Below are 20,510 nucleotides of genomic sequence, written 5' to 3'. Positions count from 1 at the left end.
TTTGGAAGCAGGAATAAGGCTGTCTAATTGTGCGGAGGCTAAGACGGGCCACACCTGCGTTATTTACCATGACATCCAGCTTGCCGTATTGTGTTAAAGCTCCTTGAGAAAAGTAGCCGAATTAGTATTTATTGTAGTCAAAAATGCTTTTTCCACAAATCGAAAAAGGACTTTTGTTTTAATAATGCGGAAAAATCAATCAATGCTTTTTTTATCCCTTCTGTAAGGGGTGCGGTAGCAAGTCCTATGCCGGTGCTTCCACCTGTAATTATTACGTTTTTATTTGTAAAACTCATTTTGTAAAACTCATTTTTTTATATGAGGGCACAAGAGTAAAAAGAGGAAATTCTTTTTCGGTTATTATAGCAATAAAATTATTTCCTTCAGGCAATTTTTAATTAGAAGAAACCTTGTCTATATGTGCAACCAGATCGAGAATTTTATTGGAAAAGCCATATTCATTATCATACCAACTAACTAATTTTACAAATGTCGGAGATAATGAAATACCTGCCTTTATATCTAATACAGACGTTCTTGTTTCCCCAATCATATCCGTAGAAACTACATCTTCGTTTGTATATCCGACAATTCCCTTCATGCCATTTTCTGCAGCATAAATTACGGCATTGCATATTTCTTCGTAAGAAGCCGGGGTTTTAAGTCGGAAAGTAATATCTGCTACCGATACATCTAGTACAGGAACCCTAAACGATAATCCGGTAATTTTACCAGCAAGTTCGGGAATGACCTTCCCGACAGCTTTAGCCGCTCCTGTCGCCGATGGAATGATATTGTTTGAAGCGGCTCTACCTCCTCGCCAGTCTTTTGAGGATGGGCCATCTACCGTTTTCTGTGATGAAGTTATTGCGTGAACTGCCGTCATCAAGGCTTCTTCTACACCAAAATTATCGTTCAATACTTTAACTATCGGTGCTACGCAGTTTGTAGTGCAGGATGCGTTAGATACAAAAATTTCTCCATTGTAGTTTTTTTCATTTACCCCCATAACTGGAGGTTTCGCTTATATTGACCACCTGATTTCGGAATAAAGTGACCACCTGTTCCGGCGGAAAATGACCATGGTATTTCGGACGAAACTGACCAGTTGTCACCGTTAGTTTTAGAGCTGTAGCTGTAACCATATTTTTGGGGAAGAATAACCCTAAGATTATGGCCAACACGACGATCAGCATGAACAAAATAAGACAGATACTGAGACTTCACGATCATGGGCGTAGCAAACAGGCGATTGCCATTCAGGCAGGCGTGTCGCGCAACACGGTAAAGAAGTACATTAAGTTCTTTCAGCAGAGCGGATTCACCTTTGAAGAAGTAAATTCGCTGGGTGACAAAGAGCTGGAAGACCTGTTCGGTAAGAGCAACGAGCGAAAACCCGACAGTCGCCTTCAAGCTCTCCAACGCTGCCTTCCCCATATTGACAAGGAGCTCAAACGTCCCGGAGTTACCCGAAAACTTCTGTGGGAAGCCTACATGAAAGAATTTCCCGAAGGGCTGCAGTATACCCAATTCTGCTTTTATTACAACCAATGGAAAGCTATTGTAAACCCCGTGATGCACCTTGACCACAAAGCCGGGGACAAGGTTTACATTGACTTTGCAGGAAAAAAGTTACAGATAATTGACCCTTCCAGTGGAGAGATCCAGGACGTAGAAGTATTCGTTGCCATTCTTGGCGCAAGTCAGCTTACCTATGTCGAAGCAGTCTTGGATTAGAGCAAAGAAAGCCTGATCTACGCCTGTGAAAACGCCCTTCATTACTTTGGAGGAGTGCCCTCGGCTATCGTACCGGATAACCTGAAAGCGGCAGTTACCCGTAGCAACCGGTATGAACCCACATTGAACGAGACTTTTCCGACTTTGCGGACCACTATCAGACCAGCGTGCTACCGGCCAGGGCAAACCGCCCACGGGATTATGTATGTATTTTTGATATGTAAACTATCCAAAGTAACCTTTTCATTTTGAGCGGTATACTATTTGGATAGTTTACATAATTTACGATTACCTTCCGAGACTTTCCAACCAATCAAGCAATCCGTGGTTGGTTTGCCATTCCGGTAGTTCTGTTGATACCGGCAACAAACTGGTTTTTTCGAGCGCGTCCCATTTTTGCCTATTGTCTATCCGGGCATATATTTCAGTAGTCGTTACCGATGCGTGGCCAAGGAAGTCTCTTATGGCAACAATGTTCACTTCACTTTTTTGAAGGAGCATTGCTTTGGAATGACGCAGGGAGTGCGGACTTATTCCTGTCGGAATAAGCGATGCATCCACTGTCCTTGCCTTAATAGAGTACTTGCGCATAATTGCCGTTATGCCCATCCGTGACAATTTATCTCCCCGTCCATTTGCGAACAATGGATAGTCTGTAGCTTGATCCCGTAACAGTCCGTATTCCTGCATATACTTTTTTAACATGATAGATAATTTCTCGGTTAGGGGTACTATACGTGTTTTGTTGCCCTTTCCTTTAAGCGTAAGTAGCGTGGGCTTACCGAAGTTGAACCTGGCTGGCACCAGATCTATAATTTCCTGTACTCTTCCCGCACATTCGAACATCAGGGATAAAAGCATCTGATCACGCCTTCCTTTCTTTTTTGTTGTGTCGGGCTGGGCAAGCAAGAGCTTCATCCCCTCTGCGGTCAGATAAACCACCTCTGCAGCAGCACATTTTTTATTCTCAGAGAGAGTATTGATTGCCAATGCTCCATGTGATCGGGATATCTGTAAGTAAGGAACCGGAAGAAGGAATGGAGTGCTGCCAGTCTGGCATTGCGTGTGGAGACACTACAATGTCTTTCTTTTTCCAGCCAATCAGACCCAAAGAATATCAACGCTTTACTTGACAGGGCTGTCGACAAATCCTATACAAATAAGTACAAGGGTGCTATTGACGATTATTCAAAAGTTATCGAGCTGGACCCTGACAATAGTCTAGCCTTTTTGAACCGAGGAAAAAACAAAGAAAGGCTTGAAGATCACAAGGGAGCGATAGCCGATTTCGATAAGGCAATTAACACTAAGGGGAACGAATTAATTTATGTTGACAAAGTTGAAGACCCCTACGTTGAAACAGGGTTTGAATATGATGTTAAGATAGAGGAGATCAGGTTCGAACGCGGAATAGCCTACTATAAGATAGGCAATCTAAAAAAGGCATTCGATGATTTTAGTTTTGTAATCCGCAAGGATTACAATTTATCAGATTGCTATTATTGGAGAGGCCTGATTTATCTAAGCTACAAGATGAAAGATGAGGGGTGTAAAGATTTAAGCAAGGCTATGGAACTAGGAGACCCAGATGCAAAAGACCTTCTGGACAAGTATTGTAAATAAAAACAGTGAGGCCAGATTTTCGTTTGTTTAGCGGATAGCGCTAAAATTAAACTCAAAATCAAGTTACGTATTTTCCACCGCTCCTTAGTGGCTTGCGAAACCCCTCAGGTCTTTCCCTGCGCCGTTCTCGCCTTTGGCTGTTTAAGGAATTGATTTGTTGTCCTGATTCTATAAAAATCCGACCGCTAGACCCATATAGCCTATATATTACCAAAAAAATACTATGATCGGCTTGAAGGAAACTAGCTTTTGGTAAGGGCGGATAACATATTTTTTATTTAATCTGGAAGCGATACACGATGTACCGCTTCCTTTTGTTATCAAGCAATATTTCTTCCGTTATGGTCTGTCTTTATAAATGTAAATGCCTGAGGGGTACATAGCTCAGCTATTTTAGCTTGATTTGCAGGCGCCGGTTTATTCTCGATCTTTCTTTCCAGTCTTTCCATATCCACCGCAACTCTATTATCCAATAACTTCGCATAGTGCTGTGTGGTCTTGATGTCCGTATGCCCGAGCATCTTGGAAACGGTTTCGATCGGAACGCTATTGGCAAGTGTTACAGACGTGGCGAACGTATGGCGTGATTTATGAAATGTGAGTTCTTTTGTTATCTCACACAAATCCGCTATTTCCTTTAGATAACTGTTCATTTTCTGATTGCTGAGAACAGGTAGTACCATATCTTTTGTCATACATGGTGGATAATCATGATACCGTTCAATTATCTCAAGTGCCTTTGGAAGCAGTGGAATATTTGATGAGGTTTCAGTCTTTTCCCTGCTGGTGAAGATCCAGAGTTTTCCATCCACTCCCTCGGCAATATCTGTCCATTTTAGTTTCTTCACATCCGCATAGGAAAGTCCGGTGTAACAACAAAAAACAAAGATGTCGCGGACATGTGCAAGCCTTGGGATCTTGAACAACTTTTCCTCTATCCTTCGAAGTTCCGCATCTGTCAGAAACTCCTTCTCTTTAGCCTTCGCCTTGATCTTGTAGAATGCAAATGGATCATCCATTATCCATCGATGTGCAATACAGATTTTGATGATCTTACGAAGGTGTTTCATGTATTTTGCCGCCGACACGGCTGAACAGCCCATTGTGGCACGCAGAAAGAATTCATATCCCGTAACAAAGGCATGGTCAATCTTTCTTGTGTCAATATCCTGCGACCTGTATTCTTTCTCAAGGTATCCACAAACATGTAATAAGGAGGTCTTATAACCTTTAAGCGTATTGGGCTTGAATCCATTGCCGAGCAATGCTTTCATCTGGATATTGTGTTCCCTAAAAACATCAAGAAATTGCTTTCGCTTGATATCCTTCCCCTGATACCTAAGTTTGATGGATTCCGCGGTAATTTCCTCTGCGGCAGCCGTCATAGCGGTATGGATTGTACTTACTTTGCTGACTAGGGCATCAAGATAGCTATTAAGGGTCTTGATAGCTTCTGTTGTGCCTTTCACACGACTGGCTTTAGAGTTCCATTTCGACGGATCGCATTCCCGTCCTGTGGAGACTTCTTTTGGGATACCATCTACGGTAATCCGCATGTAGATTGGTTTGGGGCCGTTAACATAATTTTTTGGTTTCTTCAAGTAGAAGAGCAAGGAATAATTTGTGCTCATGACAACATCATTTAAGTGAAACAAACCGAGCCGCCTTTGTGGCGAGCTCTGCATCACCACTGAAAAACAGATTTCAGCGATGCAAAATTAGCCTTGCAACGAAAACGGATCAAGATGTTTAAATTATGAACACATTGACAATCAAACTTTTAAATATATTTCAGTGAGTAGTCAACTCCAAGAAAATGACTCACTGAATGACTCACTTTTTTATTGGGAATTATTATAGGTTTTGTAGATACTGAAAAACAAAAAAGCCTGCAAATGTTTAATTTGCAGGCTTTTGTATGTTTTGACTTTTAGATGTGTAGCCCGTAGGGGAATCGAACCCCTGTTTCTAGAATGAAAATCTAACGTCCTAACCCCTAGACGAACGGGCCTTTTTGTGTTTCGGTGTGCAAATATAGAAAGGTTATTGAATATTTCAAAATAAATATGAAAAATTATTTAGTTCTCTAAAAATTGTATCTTTAGATCACACAACAAACTAAACAACTTATAGATTCATGAGCAATCAACCGTATAAAAAGTCCATTTGGCTGTCTACTACAATGGCATTGTTGACAGCAAATCTCTTTGCCCAGTCTCCTGCAAACATTGAAAATAAGATTTCAGTACGCTGGGAAGTTCCGTCAGGAATAAGTTTAAAAAAGAACCCTACGTCTAAATTAATTATCAAAAACACAGACAGTCACCAAATTGCACTTAAAGATTGGTCACTATGGTTTAATTTCATCCGTGGAATAGATGCAAAATCTGTTGATTCCCGTTTTAAGTTGTCACATCGTAATGGAGATTTATTCCAGATCGAATTTGCAAAGAACGATCTAACACTACAGCCCAAAGATACCATTGAAATTAATTTTACAACACTCGGTGGCCTGATAAATTATACAGATGGACCAATCGGGCTTTACGTAAGCTATGATGGTAAAGACACTTATGCGGACATCAAAAACTATGAAGCGCAACGCAATACCTTTACAGCAGAACAGCGTAAAGCCTATTTAGAGCAGAAGTTTGCGAGCAATGAGCTTCTTTCTAAAGGTTCACAGCAGGATATTCTTCCGCTACCGGCGCAAGCAAGCTTTGATAAAACAAAGTCATTTAGATTGACAAATACCGTTTCAATCAATAACGATAATGATTTTAATAATGAAGCGGGTTTATTCATACAGTTTCTAAAAGATCAAACGGGAATACAAGCTCAAAAAAGCACGAGTAAAGACGCTCAAATCAAGATCGTTAAAACTGCAGGCTTTGAAGATGAGGCTTATACATTGAATATTGATAGCAAAGGAATCGAAATTAAAGCAAGTACTGCTACGGGTGCATTCTACGGTTTACAGTCATTAAAATCTTTAATTCCTGCCGCAGCATGGAGCAGGACGAATAAGTCATTGAATTTCCCATATGCTCAGGTAAAAGATCAGCCCCGTTTCCCGTATCGTGGTCTCATGCTAGATGTGGCACGTAATTTCCATAGCAAAGCTGAGGTACTTCGTATTTTGGATGCAATGGCGCAGTACAAACTGAATAAATTTCACTTCCATTTCATCGATGATGAGGGCTGGCGTTTAGAAATTCCAGGACTACCTGAATTGACTGAGGTCGGTAGTGTACGTTCTGCCAACTTTAAAGATGGAAAAGCTATACAACCGGCCTATGGATCTGGAGCGGTAGCAAAAGAAAAACAATATCTAAGCACGCAGGACTATATCGAGATTTTACGTTATGCTGCGGCAAGACATATTGATGTCATTCCAGAAATTGAAACTCCGGGACATGCACGTGCTGCGATAAAATCAATGGAAGCGCGTTACAATAAACTTAAAAAAGCAGGAGACCTTAAAGGTGCGGAAGAATATTTATTACATGATCCAGAAGACCTATCGGTGTACAACTCTGCACAGAACTGGAACGACAACGTTTTAAATCCTGCGTTACCTTCTTCGTACCATTTCTTAAGTAAGGTAATCGATGAGGTAAAAAAAATGCATGAACAAGCCGGCGTACCTTTAAAGATCATCGATCTAGGTGGTGATGAAACGCCTGCTGGCGTCTGGGAAAAATCTCCAAAGATCGAAGCTTTCATGAAAGAAAATAACATCACATCCGTGCATGATGTGTGGCCATATTACATTAACCGTATTAATGAATTATGCCACTCTAAAGGTTTGATCATGTCGGGCTGGGAAGAAATGGGGATGAAAAATTTCGGAAAGGGAATGGATGTAAATCCAGCACTAGCAGACCATAACATCAACTTAAACGTCTGGAATAATCTGATCGGTGGTGGACAGGAAGATTTAGCGTACCGCCTAGCGAATGCAGGTTACAAAGTTGTCTTTACTTCTGCCTATAACAACTATCTGGACATGACCTGGGACCATAACTTTGCTGAGCCGGGACATAGCTGGGTAGGATTGGTTGATATTAACAAAACATACTCATTTGCTCCGGAAAACTATTTTATTAACCTGTTCAAAGACAATTCAGGAAACGAGTTACCGAAAGATTTCGCAAAAAATAAGGTGCATTTAACGGAAAAAGGCAAAGCAAACTTCTTGGGTGTTAAAGCTGGACTTTGGTCTGAAAAAATAAATAACGATACGCGTCTTGAAGAAATGATTTTTCCACGCTTATTAGCAGTTGCCGATCGTGGATGGGCTCCGGAACAAAGCTGGGAAAATGGCGAAAATTTGATCATCAGACTTACCAAAAAGCTATGCTGGATTTATGCAGAAGTTAGGTAATGATGAATTGAAGAAATTAGATATTTTAAATAAAGGGTATCATTATCGTGTACCTGCTGTGGGAGTAAAATTGATCGATGGAAAGTTAACAGCCAACACCGACTACCCAGGTTTTAAAATTTACTACAGTGAAGATAACACGGAACCTACTTTAAAATCAAAAGAATATAAAGGAGCTATTCCGTTTAATAGCAAGTCGACCTACAAGTTTAGAGTAATCACTCCGATCGGAGACTTGGGGATTGTTTCGACATACTAAAATAGAACGTTCACAGAACAAAAGAAGAGGCTTAACGCATGATGTGTTAAGCCTCTTCTCTTGTTACAATAAGTTCAACTGTCTTATTTCTTATCAACAGAATACTTTCCCGGACCGATAAATAATAGACCAATAAAAACACAGCATAATTCAATGGCATGGGAGGCACCTTTAATGCCATCTCCTTTTCCGAAATGAACAAGGGCCGCAACAATCATCGTGAATGCTAAAAAAAGTAAAGTTGGTCTAGTCCAAAGGCCTATCAATAAAAACAAACCTCCTACTCCTTCGGCAACGGCGGCCATAAATCCCCAAAAAACAGGTAAGAAATGAATGCCTAATACTCCCATAGATCCTCCTAGCTTGGTCCATGTCTCTACTCCGCCCATCATTTTCGGGAAGCCATGCACAATCATCATCACGCCTAAACCAATACGCATGATCAATAAACCGAAATCTTTATATTTTCCTAAATTTTGAAATAGTGCCATAATACTTAATCGATATATGTTAATGAAACCTTATTTTTTGTGGTCTTTAATTTCACCTTCTTCCCAAAAATTAATGCATGATTATCATCAATATGACCGGCAGGATAAGCGAATGCTACTGGAAAATCTGCTTCCCTTACTTTTTCCATCACAATTTCAGAGACAGACTGTCCAAATGAAGGATCAGCATCTTTCATTCCGGAAAAACCGCCGACAATCAGGCCTTTCAATTTTTTAAATTTCCCAGCCCGCTTCAATGCCCATAACATCCGGTCGACACTGTAGAAAGTCTCTCCAACATCTTCGATAAACAAGATTTTACCATCGTAATTGACATCTGACTCCGATGCCAGTACGGATAGTAGAATAGCTAAATTTCCTCCAATTAGTATTCCTGTTGCTTCTCCTACTCTATTTGGAAATTCTTTCTGCTCATAGCTGTAATCTACCGACTGCCCGAAAAGAGCGGCCTTCAATGTATCTAAAGAAGCTTTGGTACCTGCTTCAAAAGATTTTGGCATTTGCCCATGTATGGTAGGAATGGCAAATTGCTGTTGAATATGACTATGTAAAACAGTAATATCACTAAACCCAACAAGCCATTTAGGCTGTTTTTGAAAAAGCGAAAAATCAAGTTGATCAATAATCCTCACGCAACCGTATCCACCTCTCGCCGCAAAAACAGCTTTGATAGACTCATCGTCCAAAGCCCATTGCAAATCGGCAGCTCTTTCATGATCATCGCCCGCAAATTGATGGTAAGCGGCTGTGACAGTCTTTCCCAAATGGACCTCCAGGCCCCATGATTCCAAAATTTTAACGGCGGCATCTATATTTCCACGAATAAAACTTGCAGGACAGACAATTGCGACTTTATCGCCTGCTTTAAGAAATTCAGGTATTTTCGTCATAATCTTTATTTTAATACCGCAAATTGAATTATCTTTGTCAAAGAAACAAACATTTATAGTGTTTTTTTATTTCGCTAACTACTAATTTACTGTATAGCATTGAGTAATTTATCCAAAAAACGTTACACCATTACATCTGCATTGCCTTATGCTAATGGTCCTTTGCATATTGGTCACTTGGCCGGCGCATATATTCCTGGCGACATTTTCGTGCGCTATTTACGTCTTAACGATAAAGACGTTGTCTATGTCTGTGGTTCTGATGAACATGGAGCGGCGATTACCATCCGTGCAAAAAAAGAAGGTATCACACCACAGCAAATTATTGATAAGTACAATACACAAATTAAAGAGAGCTTTGAGGAGTTCGGTATTGCATTTGATATCTATCACCGTACTTCCGAGCCTATCCACCATGCGTTGTCTCAAGAATTCTTTACGAATTTATACGATAAAGGTGAATTCGTTGAGAAATTCTCAGAACAATACTATGATGAAGATTTTCATCAATTCTTAGCTGATCGTTATATTGTTGGTACCTGCCCTAACTGTAAGTCGGAAGGTGCGTATGGTGACCAGTGTGAGAAATGTGGTACTTCGTTAAGTCCAACAGACTTAATCAATCCAATATCGACATTGAGCGGAAAAACACCGGTATTAAGAAAAACAAAACACTGGTACTTGCCCCTAGATAAATACCAACCTTGGTTAGAGAAATGGTTGATCGAAGGTAAAAAAGACGTTTTGAAATCAAATGTTTTTGGTCAGTGCCAATCTTGGTTAAAATCGGGTTTACAACCTCGTTCGATGACCCGCGATTTGGACTGGGGAGTTGATGTTCCGCTTCAAGAGGCTGCTGGTAAAAAACTTTATGTTTGGTTAGATGCTCCGATAGGCTACATTTCTGCTACCAAGCAATGGGCTATTGATCATGGTAAAAACTGGGAAGATTATTGGAAAAAACAAGCAAATCCTGAAGATGATTCTTGCTTAATCCATTTTATTGGAAAAGATAATATCGTATTCCACTGTATCATCTTCCCTGCGATCTTACATGCACATGGTGAATATATTTTACCGGATAACGTACCAGCAAATGAATTCTTAAATCTTGAAGGCGACAAATTATCGACCTCTCGTAATCATGCTGTTTGGTTACATGAATATTTAGAAGAGTTTCCGGGTAGACAAGATGAATTACGTTATGTATTGACTTCTATTCTTCCTGAAACATCTGATAGTGAATTTACATGGAAGGATTTCCAAGCTAGAGTTAACAATGAACTGGTTGCTATCTTTGGTAACTTTGTCAACCGTGTCATGGTACTTTCTCACAAATATTTTGATGGCAAAGTAGTTAGTGGTTCTCCGTTAAATGAAGTTGATCAAAATGTTTTTGCTGAATTAGCAAAATTCCCGGATGCGATCACCGGATCTATACAGCAATATCGTTTCCGCGAGGCATTAGCACAGTTTATGAATGTTGCTCGTTTGGGAAATAAGTACTTAGCAGATGAAGAACCTTGGAAAGTGATCAAAACGGATGAGGAACGTGTAAAAACGGTTCTGAATGTGGCCACACAAATAGTCGCAAACTTAGCGGTATTAGCACAGCCTTTCCTTCCGAAAACTGCTACAAAACTTTTCGAAATGCTTGATTTTCCAAGTACGAACTGGGCAAATGCAGGTAAAGCGGATTTAATTGCTGATGGTCACCAATTGAGTGAAGTACAACTATTATTCGAAAAAATCACGGATGAGCAGGTTGAATTTCAATTAAACAAATTGGCGCAGGCAAAAATTGCAAATGCAGCGGCAAATGTAAAAACTGAACCGGCTAAAGCAAATATTGCTTTCGAAGATTTTACGAAACTTGACATTCGTGTGGGTACGATCTTAGAAGCGGAGAAAGTCGCTAAAACAAAGAAATTATTAAAAATCAAAATTGATACTGGTATTGACCAACGTACGGTTGTATCTGGAATTGCAGAATTCTTCTCTCCTGAAGAAATCATCGGTAAGCAGGTATCTATTTTAGTAAATCTGGAGCCTCGCGATATCAAAGGAATCACCTCTCAAGGGATGATCTTAATGGCTGAGGATGCTGATGGCCGTTTGGACTTTGTAAATCCAACCTCGGCAATCAAACCGGTAGTACCATTCGATAAAGAACTATATTTAAATAAGAAAGGGAACTTATCGTTCCCTTTCTTATTTAAAATAATATTGCTTTCAGCTTTTTATTGAATTCCTTTTCGTCCATCCAATCGTAGACAGAAGATTTTAGTTTTGCGACAATCGCAGTCTTGGGCTCCGCTACCACTTTCTTTTTCTTTGTCAGCACATTGGAAACTGGCGTATTGGTTAATTCAACCTTTGTTGCAAAAATATTAATGTTCATGCTCGGAATGGATACACCCAAAATCATCCCCGGTAAACCATGAATAAGTTCTGGACCTGTTGGAATGGGAATCTGCCCTGCAAAAAATGCCACCACATAAATTGAATCCTGAATAATACCATTCGCCCTACGACAATCGTACCCTGCAATATTTCGGTACTCATCCGTATACTTCCACTTCACATTGGGCAATGAATCTTTCATTAATAATTCTTCATCTCCAAAAGGAAGCAGTTTTAAGAAACTATTATCTTTAACATTGATATAGGTCTTGGAATCACTTATAAACGGACTGTACCAGGAGTAATTCCGATAATTCGGCGGGTAATCCTCTTGAATAGTTTCAAAAACCGTTTCATCATCAAAGAATTTCAAACTATGATGCGTGATGATTTCTACTGGCCCGGATTTTATGGCAGCATCTACACTAATTTTATCCCAACCATCCAGATCGGTTTATTCAAGAAATTTCGTTTCAAATAGTTATGTAAATGAAATTTCCGCTCAAAAGTTACGGTACCACTGCTCGGAAAAAAAGCGTACTGGGCAGACGCATGCCTCATAAAGCCCACTAATAAAAACAATACTACAATATATTTTTTCATCTTATTTTCCTCCTTTCATGGTTGTAAAATTATAAATCACCTTCAACATTCCATAGCGGTGTAGTACCTCATTACTCGACTGGATAAAAGATGTTCCATCCTGATAACGGTTAATACCACTGTTCTTATTCAAGATATCGTTAACATAGATCTGTGCCTCTAGCGATTTATCTTTAAAGAATTTCTTAGAAATATATCCATTCATATTGACGATATTAATAGACTGCAAGGTTTGTGTTGAACTCTGATATCTTTGATTAACGTTAAGGCCTATTTTAAAATTTTTTGGTAAATAATAGGTTACGTTACCATACGAATTCATTGTAAAAGTTGTTCTACTCAATTGGGGCTGTAAGGAAGAATTTAGCTTTTCAACTCCAGGATTAATGTCTATGTAAAAATCTAATTTATTAGCCTTATAACGGCTTAATCCAATACTAGGGGCTAAACTCCAAGTTTCATTCTGATTTAACCGAGGTTCCTCTATTCCTAATGATAAGTAACTATATTGACTACTATATTCCACATTAGTTCCTAAATCCAAATTCAGTCCCCATTTTTTCTGCACAACAAATCGGTATCCAGATCGTCCATATATGCGCCAGTTTGTCTTGTCGATATTGACATACTGAATATCTTGGCGGCCTTCCTCATAATACCTCACCCTGCTGGATATATTATTGATTCCCTGTGTTGCACTAACATATGCATAGACACTTTGATCTTTCAACTGTTTATAGGAATTGAAACTTAAACTATAATTATTACTAAAACCAGCTTTTAGATCGAAATTATCGAGATAGTTCACCAGCTGCTGCGAGTTTTGTTTTAAAGGTTCTATTTGCGTCAATGAAGGTTGCAATGTCCTTCCCGAGTACCTGAAATTTATACTTTTACTTTTCGTAATCTGATAATTAGTCGATAAACTTGGGCGAATTGACGTTTGATTACGCTGAAGAACAGTTTCCAAATTATTGTACTCTCGCTTCACATGTTCAAAATCCAGTTGATTACTTAGATTGACCGTCAACTTATTATCCTTATAATTGAGTGAAGTACTCAATCCATTTTTCATACTCGTAAAATCAAAATCATTCAGGATTGCCTGATCTAGTATCGTATATTCTCCTGTAATTGAATCCTTATCAAAAGATTGATTTAATGTTTCCGACTTATTATTTAGGAATGAATATCCCAGAGAAGCGGTCAACCTTTTAGAAATAGGTTCTGTAAAGGTCATCGAGGCCCCTAAATTGGTATTCCTATTCATATTTTTCTTATACTGATCTATAGTATCGGTAAGATTGTTTTTAAAGAAATGGGTACTTGAGAAATAATTTATATTGCCATCATTTTTATCCGAATTCGTATTGACCGCTAAAGTCAACGATCTTCTTACCTTCTTAAAACGACGGGTGAGTAAAACGTCCAGATTGTATTGCTCCTGGTCCGTTTTCGAATTATTTTTTGAATATGTTTCCGTAATTCCCTGCCCCTCCAAAGTCTTTTGATCAGCAAATGTTTCTGAAAAATTATCCCTTTGCGACTTATTGAACCCCATTTTCACAGTCATATCTGTTAATGAATCCAATTTATAATCATACCTTAGGTTTCCTGCGTTTGTCTTAGTCTCGTTGTCCGAACTTGTTACCGAATTATCAATACGCGCTTGTTCGGGAAGGTTATTTTGGGCAGAATTAGTACTTGTGTTGTTTACGTTTAGTTGATTCCTTCTATAACTAGCATTAATCTTGTGTTTATCATTCGCAGATTTATCTGAGTAACTTGCCCCAAAATTCAAAGCTTTAGGCACTCCACCTCCATAAAACCTTCCATCAAAACCTCCATCGGAGCCGTCACCACCAGAAGTGATCATAATACCGCCACCATCCATAACTTCCATGTTCCCCGACCCACCTACACCATATTTCTGCCCATCTTCAAATCCAAGCCCCACCATACCATCATTGGCTGCAATACCATAAACAGCTATTTTCTGGCTCCCTTTAAATTTATTGACCATCACTTTGCCCCCATAGTAGTTATCGGTACCTCCACCAACGGTAGCTTGTCCAAACATTCCTTTCTTACTATCGGCCTTTAACTTGATATCAATAGTCTGTGTGCGTTCGCCGTCATCAACACCTGTACGGTCTGCCAGGTCTGATTTCTTTTCATACACCTGTACCTTACTGACCATATCCGACCGAATATTTTTCGTGATGAGCGTCGGGTCATCACCAAAGAACTCTTCTCCGTCCAATAATACTTTCTTCACTTCTTTTCCATTTGCCGTAATCTTTCCATTTGCATCCATGGTCATACCGGGCAACACTTTTAAAAGATCTTCCACTTTAGCATCTTTTTCGACTTTAAAGCTTCCTGCATCATATTCAATGGTATCCCCTTTCATGACAACAGGGATTCGACCTGTCACTTGTGCCTCTTCTAAAAGCAATGCAGCTTTTGATAGTTTAATAGTTCCAAAAGCAATGGGCTCTTGACCTACAGTAACATCTTTGACAACATCGACATATTGAGGAAAGGAGACAATGAACCGATAAGTTCCTGTATCAATTTTAGGAAAGGAAAAGGATCCATTTTCATTTGTTCTCACGAACTTGACAAGAACGGAATCTTTCGCATTTAATAATACAACAGCCGCTTTACCGAGTTTCCCCCCATCCTTCGAATCTACAATCTCTCCCGATACTTTTGTTTGTGCATGTGTTGCATTGGTCAGCATAAATGAGCATAATAATAATATGCTCCAATAGAATTTGGCCATTAGGTTCGGTTTATAATGATATTAAAAACTAAAGATATAGTTTTAATACGATAAAGTCGTATGCTTTTTGTTAAATTTTCGTTAAAAATAAAAAAGGCCGAATTAATCAAATAATTCGGCCCTTTCAGTAAAAAGTTTAATTTATCTAGCTATCTTCTGTAGTGTCTAGGTTTAATTGTTTTTCCTTATTTATTAGACTCGCAACACTCGTATCGTTTAGTATTTGTAACATTGCATTACGAACCTCAACAAAAGTATCGCGTATACCACAGGCATGCTCTGTGGTACATTCATCACATGAGCGATAGAAATTAAGACTGACACAAGGTAATAAGGCAATAGGTCCGTCGATCAATCGCATCACCTGGGACAAATAAACATCTTCTGGTGCTTTATTTAGACTGTAACCACCTCCTGCACCTTTCTTGCTATACAAAATCCCTGCATTACGCATTTCCAACAATATCTGTTCTAAAAATTTCTTCGGAATGTTTTCTTCCTCTGCAATTTTTACAATCTGCATGGGATCTTTACCGTAGTTCCTACCTAAAACCATTAAGGCTTTAATGGCATATTTTGTCTTTTTAGAAAGCATATTATTTATTCAATTTTATCTACAAACTTAGATAAATTGTTTTATTTACAATCTTATTGCATTGCTTATAAAACAATTTTACCTCCCTCTTCTCTTCAATCAGTAAATTTATATAGCAGAAATCTAACAAATTTTACCTGTAATATAGCATTTAAAAGCGATATTACTGTCCTAACACTTCTACTATAGGAGTACCGATACTGCCATTTGGCTCCATAACATGCAACAACGCGGCTAAAGTTGGAGCAATGTCAGTAACGTTTACAGCTTTATTAGAAACGCCATGTTTGATACCCCATCCCATAAATACTAATGGTATATGCGAGTCAAAGCTTGACCATGTACCGTGCGTTGTACCTGTAGAACGAGGAGATCCCTCATACCATTGTGGTTCAACAACAATCTGAATAACACCACTTCGCTTCATATGATATCCGTTAATTGCTTTTTCGCGGATCGCTAGAGGAGCTTGAAGAACATCACCTTTGGACATATCAAAAACAAATGCAACACCATCCTGTTTTTTCAAATACTTGATGATATCCGTTTTGATGGCTTCTTCATCTAGTTTTAAAGTTTCAATCTTCTCATTGTCTAAATGTACTTGATAGTTCATTAGACTCTTAACCAATTTTTCTTGACCAAACTTAGCTTTCAAATTATCATTCAATGCTGTTAAGATCTGTCTGCCTGGAAAATATCCCCCGTTCCCTTTCATGTCCATGAAATAACGTGAATTATAAGATGCGGCATGATCTGCTGTTAAAAAGAATGTGTAATTACCTTTACCAACTGATTTATCCAAATAGTTGAAGAGATCTGCAAGTTCATGATCCAGCTTTAAATAGATATCTTCAATTTCTACAGAAGAAAGGGAATAACGATGGCCCACATAGTCAGTAGCAGATAAGCTTACACAAAGAAAGTCGGTACTTTTCGTTGGGTTATTTCCAAGTTTTTCATTTTCTATAGCCGCTTTAGCTAAATCTAAAGTCAAGGTATTTCCCATAGGCGTCGTCTTAATCAACTCGTACCCTTCAGTAGCCATCAATTTGGAAGTTGCTCTTGGTAATGTTGGACTTGCCTCTCCAGCAAATTTTCCTTCATAAATATTATCATCAGCAATACTTGAAGTATAGGTCGATAACGGATAAGATGGTTTCCAATCTTGTTTTAAATATTTTTCAGCAAGTTTTTTCTTATTAAAATCTGTTACCCAGTTTGGTAATTTATCCATGTAGAAATTGCTCGTAATCCAATTACCTGACTTAGATTCAAACCAGTAGGCTGCATCAGCAAAATGACCAGCAGGTAGAATCCCGCCACGATCTTTAATTGCAATACCGATAACCTTTGATTGAAAATTGGTCGCCAATTTCAATTGATCTGTAATCGTAGAAGCAAGTAAATTGCGTGGAGACTGCTTTCCTTCAGCCTCTGTTGTACCTACACCAACAACATTGTCATCCTGAGTACAATACATTGGTTTACCAGTTTGCTCCATAATCCAATCATTGCCTGAAATACCATGTATAGCAGGTACTGATCCTGTGTAAACAGAGCTATGGCCGATAGCAGTATACGTTGGAATGTAGTTGATCAGCGTATTTTCGCATGAAAATCCCTCATTCAACAATCTTTGAAACCACCTTCGCCATAACGTTCAGCGAATCGGTACAGGTAATCCCAGCGCATCTGGTCAACCATAAGACCCACGACTAATTTCGGACGTTCTGGCGACTGTGCAAAGGTTGTCAAACTACTCAACCCTACGCACATCATTATTAACATTTTTTTAATCATGTCTTTTATTTTGTTTAGGCTATAAATGTAAAATTAATTCGTTAAATGAGTCTGTAAATATTGCCCTGTATAAGAATCTTTACATTTGACCAAATCTTCAGGAAGTCCTGCAAAAACTAATTTCCCTCCTTTATCTCCCCCTTCAGGACCGATATCTATCACCCAATCTGCCGATTTGATCATGTCCATATTATGTTCGATAACCAAAATACTATTCCCTAAATTAATCAGTGCCTCAAAAGATTTCAAGAGCTTCTTAATATCATGAAAATGGAGACCTGTTGTTGGTTCATCAAATATAAAAGTGTTTTCTTGCTGTTATTTCCTTTAATTAAGAATGAAGCCAGTTTGATACGCTGTGCTTCTCCACCAGATAGTGTACTCGATGATTGTCCCAATTTCACATAACCTAGTCCAACATCTTGTAAAGGTTGAAGTTTAGATAAGATTTTAGGTTGATCAGCAAAGAAAACAATAGCCTCATCAACACTCAATTCCAAAACATCTGAAACCGACTTACTTTTATACTGGACATCAAGTACATGCTGTTTAAAACGTTTGCCTTCACACGCTTCACAAGGCAGCACAATATCGGCCATAAATTGCATCTCAATCTTGACCTCTCCCTCGCCTTGGCATACGTCACAGCGACCACCCTCCACATTAAATGAAAAGGCGGCGGGTTTTAGTCCTGCAGCTTTAGCAGCCGGTAAATTTGAATATAAAGCTCTAACTTCATCCCAAGCTTTTACATAGGTAACGGGATTTGATCGTGAAGAACGACCGATCGGATTCTGATCAACCATTTCAATTTGTTCAACGCGATCAATATCTCCTTCAATCCCATCGTAAACTCCTGTCTGCTCACCGGAATAATTCCCGATCGCTTTTTGCAGTGCTGGATATAAAATCCGTTTTACAAGTGATGTTTTCCCAGAACCGGAAACACCGGTTACAACAGTAAAATTATTGAGTGGAAAAGTCACATCGATACCCTGAAGGTTATTTTCATGCGCTCCTTTAACGGTAATGGAGTTATTCCATGTACGGCGTTGAGCCGGAATGACGATCTGATCTTGTCCGCTTAAATAACGACCTGTTAAACTTTTTTATCTTTAATGATATCATCGTAGTGACCTGCAAATACTAATTCACCCCCATTTATGCCTGCTTCCGGACCAATATCGATCAGATAATCGGCAGCCTCCATCATTTCCTGTTCATGCTCGACCACAATGACTGTATTGCCAATATCCCTTAGCGATTTTAAAACTCCTATAAGTCTTTGTGTATCGCGAGGGTGTAAACCAATACTCGGTTCGTCCAAAACATAAATTGACCCAACCAAAGAACTTCCTAAAGAAGTCGCTAAATTAATACGTTGCGATTCACCTCCAGAAAGAGAGTTAGATAAGCGATTTAAAGTTAAATAGCTCAATCCTACATCACATAAAAACTGTAACCGGCTTTCAATTTCAGATAATAACCGCTTCGCAATTAAAAGATCATTCCCTTTTAGTTCTAATCCTTTGAAAAACTCCAATGCTTTATCCAAAGGCATCAGTACGATATCTGTAATGGATCTATCACCAACTTTACGTAGGTTGCATCCTGACGAAGACGGGAACCATGACATTCTGGACAATCTGTCTTACCACGATAGCGGGATAACATGACCCGATACTGGATTTTGTAGGTCTGTTCTTCAAGCTCTTGAAAAAATTGATTTAAACCTGAAAAATACTTATTACCCGTCCACAGCAATTTCTTTTGTGCCGCTGTTAGATCAGAATAGGAACGATGGATAGGAAAGTCAAACTTTAACGAAACTTTGATCAGTGCCTGTAACCATTCGCCCATTTTCTCACCTCGCCAAGGTGCGATAGCACCATCATATACCGATCGGCTTTTATCAGGAATAACAAGATCTGGATCAATACCAATCACTTTCCCATATCCTTCACAACGGCGACATGCTCCATATGGATTATTAAAACTGAAGAAATTAGCTGTTGGTTCTTCAAACAAGATTCCATCAAGCTCAAAACGATCTGAGAAATGATGTAATTCCTCTCCTACGGCTATGGAGCAATTACCTTTTCCTTCAAATAAAGCTGTTTGAATAGAATCCGAAAGACGATTTAAGGTATCGTCATCCGAGTCGATACGAAGACGGTCCGTAACGATTTCTATTTCACCCTCTTTAATTGCTTTATTATCGACTTTCTTGTCATCGATGATACTTTCTATTTTCTGTAGCTCACCTTTATACTTGATACGGACAAAACCTTTCTGTAATAAAAGTGAAAGTTCCTCTTTTAACTTACGGTCGTTCGTAGGAATTAGTGGAGCATAAATGGTAATAGATGTTCCCTCCTCTAAAGCCGTTGCAAAATCTACAATACTGGAGACCGTATCTTTTGTAACAAGTTGTCCAGATACGGGAGAATAGGTTTTGCCTATACGTGCATATAATAGTTTCAGATAATCATAAATCTCAGTCGATGTACCGACAGTAGAGCGTGGGTTGCTCGTAATAACGCGTTGTTCGATCGCTATCGCCGGTGCTATACCTTTAATATAATCAACTTCAGGTTTATTCATCCTTCCCATAAACTGACGGGCATAGGAAGAGAGACTTTCGACATAACGACGTTGCCCCTCGGCATAGAGTGTGTCAAATGCTAAGGAAGATTTGCCCGAGCCTGACATACCTGTAATAACAACCAGTTTGTTCTTAGGGATATCGACATCAATATTCTTTAAATTATTGACTCTTGCCCCTTTTATTTGAATATAATTTTTCGGACTATTATCCTGTGTCTTCGCCATTTATAAATTCCAATCTAATTTGTTTCAATCTGACATACAGATAAAAACAAAAATAAGGATTTAAAAATCCTTATTAAT

General features: G+C 38.9%; 16 protein-coding genes, 1 tRNA gene and 2 pseudogenes. 5 read left to right on the top strand and 14 right to left on the bottom strand.

Annotated elements, in window-relative coordinates; genetic code table 11:
• Positions 1-137 precede the first annotated feature (137 nt).
• The 3 genes and pseudogenes from L950_RS28510 to L950_RS28505 all read right to left on the bottom strand — a co-directional run bounded on the left by L950_RS28510 (position 138) and on the right by L950_RS28505 (position 1,145).
• Complete coding sequence (locus tag L950_RS28510; RefSeq protein ID WP_021190864.1) at positions 138-296, bottom strand: SDR family oxidoreductase; 159 nt, start codon at positions 294-296, stop codon at positions 138-140.
• A 98-nt stretch (positions 297-394) separates the two neighbouring features.
• Positions 395-1,012: pseudogene (locus tag L950_RS07330) on the bottom strand (glyceraldehyde-3-phosphate dehydrogenase); the annotation flags it as partial.
• Positions 996-1,145 carry a hypothetical protein gene (locus L950_RS28505; protein WP_156169590.1) on the bottom strand — a complete coding sequence of 50 codons (150 nt, stop codon included), beginning with the start codon at positions 1,143-1,145 and terminating at the stop codon, positions 996-998. The pseudogene L950_RS07330 and the gene L950_RS28505, both read right to left, overlap by 17 nt.
• Positions 1,146-1,173: 28 nt before the next feature.
• Between L950_RS28505 and L950_RS07325 the strand changes: the two genes are divergently transcribed.
• Positions 1,174-1,737 (top strand): helix-turn-helix domain-containing protein, encoded by a 564-nt coding sequence (locus L950_RS07325; protein WP_231576955.1) that lies wholly within the window; start codon positions 1,174-1,176, stop codon positions 1,735-1,737.
• 288 nt (positions 1,738-2,025) lie between these two features.
• Here L950_RS07325 and L950_RS07320 read toward each other — a convergent pair whose 3' ends face one another.
• Entirely contained in the window at positions 2,026-2,679 is a 654-nt protein-coding gene (locus tag L950_RS07320; protein WP_156169588.1) for a tyrosine-type recombinase/integrase, read from the bottom strand.
• A 123-nt stretch (positions 2,680-2,802) separates the two neighbouring features.
• Between L950_RS07320 and L950_RS07315 the strand changes: the two genes are divergently transcribed.
• On the top strand, positions 2,803-3,360 hold the full coding sequence (locus L950_RS07315) for a tetratricopeptide repeat protein (RefSeq protein WP_021190860.1): 558 nt from the start codon (positions 2,803-2,805) through the stop codon (positions 3,358-3,360).
• Between the two features lie 320 nt (positions 3,361-3,680).
• On the opposite strand, the gene L950_RS07310 is transcribed toward L950_RS07315, so the two are convergent.
• Both L950_RS07310 and L950_RS07305 read right to left on the bottom strand, forming a co-directional pair.
• Complete coding sequence (locus L950_RS07310; RefSeq protein WP_084825397.1) at positions 3,681-4,991, bottom strand: site-specific integrase; 1,311 nt, start codon at positions 4,989-4,991, stop codon at positions 3,681-3,683.
• 308 nt (positions 4,992-5,299) lie between these two features.
• A tRNA-Glu gene (locus L950_RS07305) sits at positions 5,300-5,371 on the bottom strand.
• Positions 5,372-5,497: 126 nt separating this feature from the next.
• Between L950_RS07305 and L950_RS07300 the strand changes: the two genes are divergently transcribed.
• Positions 5,498-7,747 carry a family 20 glycosylhydrolase gene (locus tag L950_RS07300; protein WP_084825395.1) on the top strand — a complete coding sequence of 750 codons (2,250 nt, stop codon included), beginning with the start codon at positions 5,498-5,500 and terminating at the stop codon, positions 7,745-7,747.
• On the top strand, positions 7,731-8,006 hold the full coding sequence (locus tag L950_RS26120) for a chitobiase/beta-hexosaminidase C-terminal domain-containing protein (RefSeq protein WP_052764346.1): 276 nt from the start codon (positions 7,731-7,733) through the stop codon (positions 8,004-8,006). Before L950_RS07300 ends, L950_RS26120 begins: the two co-directional genes overlap by 17 nt.
• 83 nt (positions 8,007-8,089) lie before the next feature.
• Here L950_RS26120 and L950_RS07295 read toward each other — a convergent pair whose 3' ends face one another.
• On the bottom strand, positions 8,090-8,497 hold the full coding sequence (locus tag L950_RS07295) for a DoxX family protein (protein WP_021190858.1): 408 nt from the start codon (positions 8,495-8,497) through the stop codon (positions 8,090-8,092).
• A 5-nt stretch (positions 8,498-8,502) separates the two neighbouring features.
• Entirely contained in the window at positions 8,503-9,408 is a 906-nt protein-coding gene (locus L950_RS07290) for an LD-carboxypeptidase (protein WP_021190857.1), read from the bottom strand.
• Between the two features lie 99 nt (positions 9,409-9,507).
• On the opposite strand from L950_RS07290, the gene metG reads away from it, so the two are divergent.
• Positions 9,508-11,655 (top strand): methionine--tRNA ligase, encoded by a 2,148-nt coding sequence (gene metG, locus L950_RS07285; RefSeq protein WP_021190856.1) that lies wholly within the window; start codon positions 9,508-9,510, stop codon positions 11,653-11,655.
• Here the strand turns inward: metG and L950_RS07280 are convergent.
• The 6 genes and pseudogenes from L950_RS07280 to uvrA form a co-directional block, all read right to left on the bottom strand.
• Positions 11,624-12,184 carry a GLPGLI family protein gene (locus L950_RS07280; protein WP_021190855.1) on the bottom strand — a complete coding sequence of 187 codons (561 nt, stop codon included), beginning with the start codon at positions 12,182-12,184 and terminating at the stop codon, positions 11,624-11,626. The two genes, metG and L950_RS07280, sit on opposite strands and share 32 nt — an antisense overlap.
• A 231-nt stretch (positions 12,185-12,415) precedes the next feature.
• Complete coding sequence (locus L950_RS07275) at positions 12,416-15,202, bottom strand: outer membrane beta-barrel protein (protein ID WP_031288770.1); 2,787 nt, start codon at positions 15,200-15,202, stop codon at positions 12,416-12,418.
• A gap of 145 nt (positions 15,203-15,347) precedes the next feature.
• Positions 15,348-15,797 (bottom strand): RrF2 family transcriptional regulator, encoded by a 450-nt coding sequence (locus tag L950_RS07270; protein WP_021190852.1) that lies wholly within the window; start codon positions 15,795-15,797, stop codon positions 15,348-15,350.
• Positions 15,798-15,960: 163 nt separating this feature from the next.
• The gene (gene pafA / locus L950_RS07265) at positions 15,961-17,433 is read right to left on the bottom strand and encodes an alkaline phosphatase PafA (protein ID WP_231576954.1); all 1,473 of its coding nucleotides are present in this window, start codon (positions 17,431-17,433) and stop codon (positions 15,961-15,963) included.
• A complete protein-coding gene (locus L950_RS32335) occupies positions 17,427-17,579 on the bottom strand; it encodes a hypothetical protein (protein ID WP_231576953.1) in 153 nt (50 codons plus the stop codon). Before L950_RS32335 ends, pafA begins: the two co-directional genes overlap by 7 nt.
• 54 nt (positions 17,580-17,633) lie before the next feature.
• Positions 17,634-20,432 (bottom strand): annotated as a pseudogene (gene uvrA, locus L950_RS07260) (excinuclease ABC subunit UvrA).
• Positions 20,433-20,510: the final 78 nt, after the last annotated feature.

It is taken from the genome of Sphingobacterium sp. IITKGP-BTPF85 (assembly GCF_001006065.1).
Taxonomy (GTDB): domain Bacteria; phylum Bacteroidota; class Bacteroidia; order Sphingobacteriales; family Sphingobacteriaceae; genus Sphingobacterium; species Sphingobacterium anhuiense.
This window is presented reverse-complemented; position numbering and strand designations above follow the sequence as displayed.

Excerpts from the sequence above, each read along its gene's own strand:
- L950_RS28510 (WP_021190864.1), bottom strand. The coding sequence starts at position 296 with ATGAGTTTTACAAATAAAAACGTAATAATTACAGGTGGAAGCACCGGC.
- L950_RS28505 (WP_156169590.1), bottom strand. The coding sequence starts at position 1,145 with ATGGTTACAGCTACAGCTCTAAAACTAACGGTGACAACTGGTCAGTTT.
- L950_RS07325 (WP_231576955.1), top strand. The coding sequence starts at position 1,174 with ATGGCCAACACGACGATCAGCATGAACAAAATAAGACAGATACTGAGA.
- L950_RS07310 (WP_084825397.1), bottom strand. The coding sequence starts at position 4,991 with ATGAGCACAAATTATTCCTTGCTCTTCTACTTGAAGAAACCAAAAAAT.
- L950_RS07300 (WP_084825395.1), top strand. The coding sequence starts at position 5,498 with ATGAGCAATCAACCGTATAAAAAGTCCATTTGGCTGTCTACTACAATG.
- L950_RS26120 (WP_052764346.1), top strand. The coding sequence starts at position 7,731 with ATGCAGAAGTTAGGTAATGATGAATTGAAGAAATTAGATATTTTAAAT.
- L950_RS07295 (WP_021190858.1), bottom strand. The coding sequence starts at position 8,497 with ATGGCACTATTTCAAAATTTAGGAAAATATAAAGATTTCGGTTTATTG.
- L950_RS07290 (WP_021190857.1), bottom strand. The coding sequence starts at position 9,408 with ATGACGAAAATACCTGAATTTCTTAAAGCAGGCGATAAAGTCGCAATT.
- L950_RS07275 (WP_031288770.1), bottom strand. The coding sequence starts at position 15,202 with ATGGCCAAATTCTATTGGAGCATATTATTATTATGCTCATTTATGCTG.
- L950_RS07270 (WP_021190852.1), bottom strand. The coding sequence starts at position 15,797 with ATGCTTTCTAAAAAGACAAAATATGCCATTAAAGCCTTAATGGTTTTA.
- L950_RS32335 (WP_231576953.1), bottom strand. The coding sequence starts at position 17,579 with ATGATGTGCGTAGGGTTGAGTAGTTTGACAACCTTTGCACAGTCGCCA.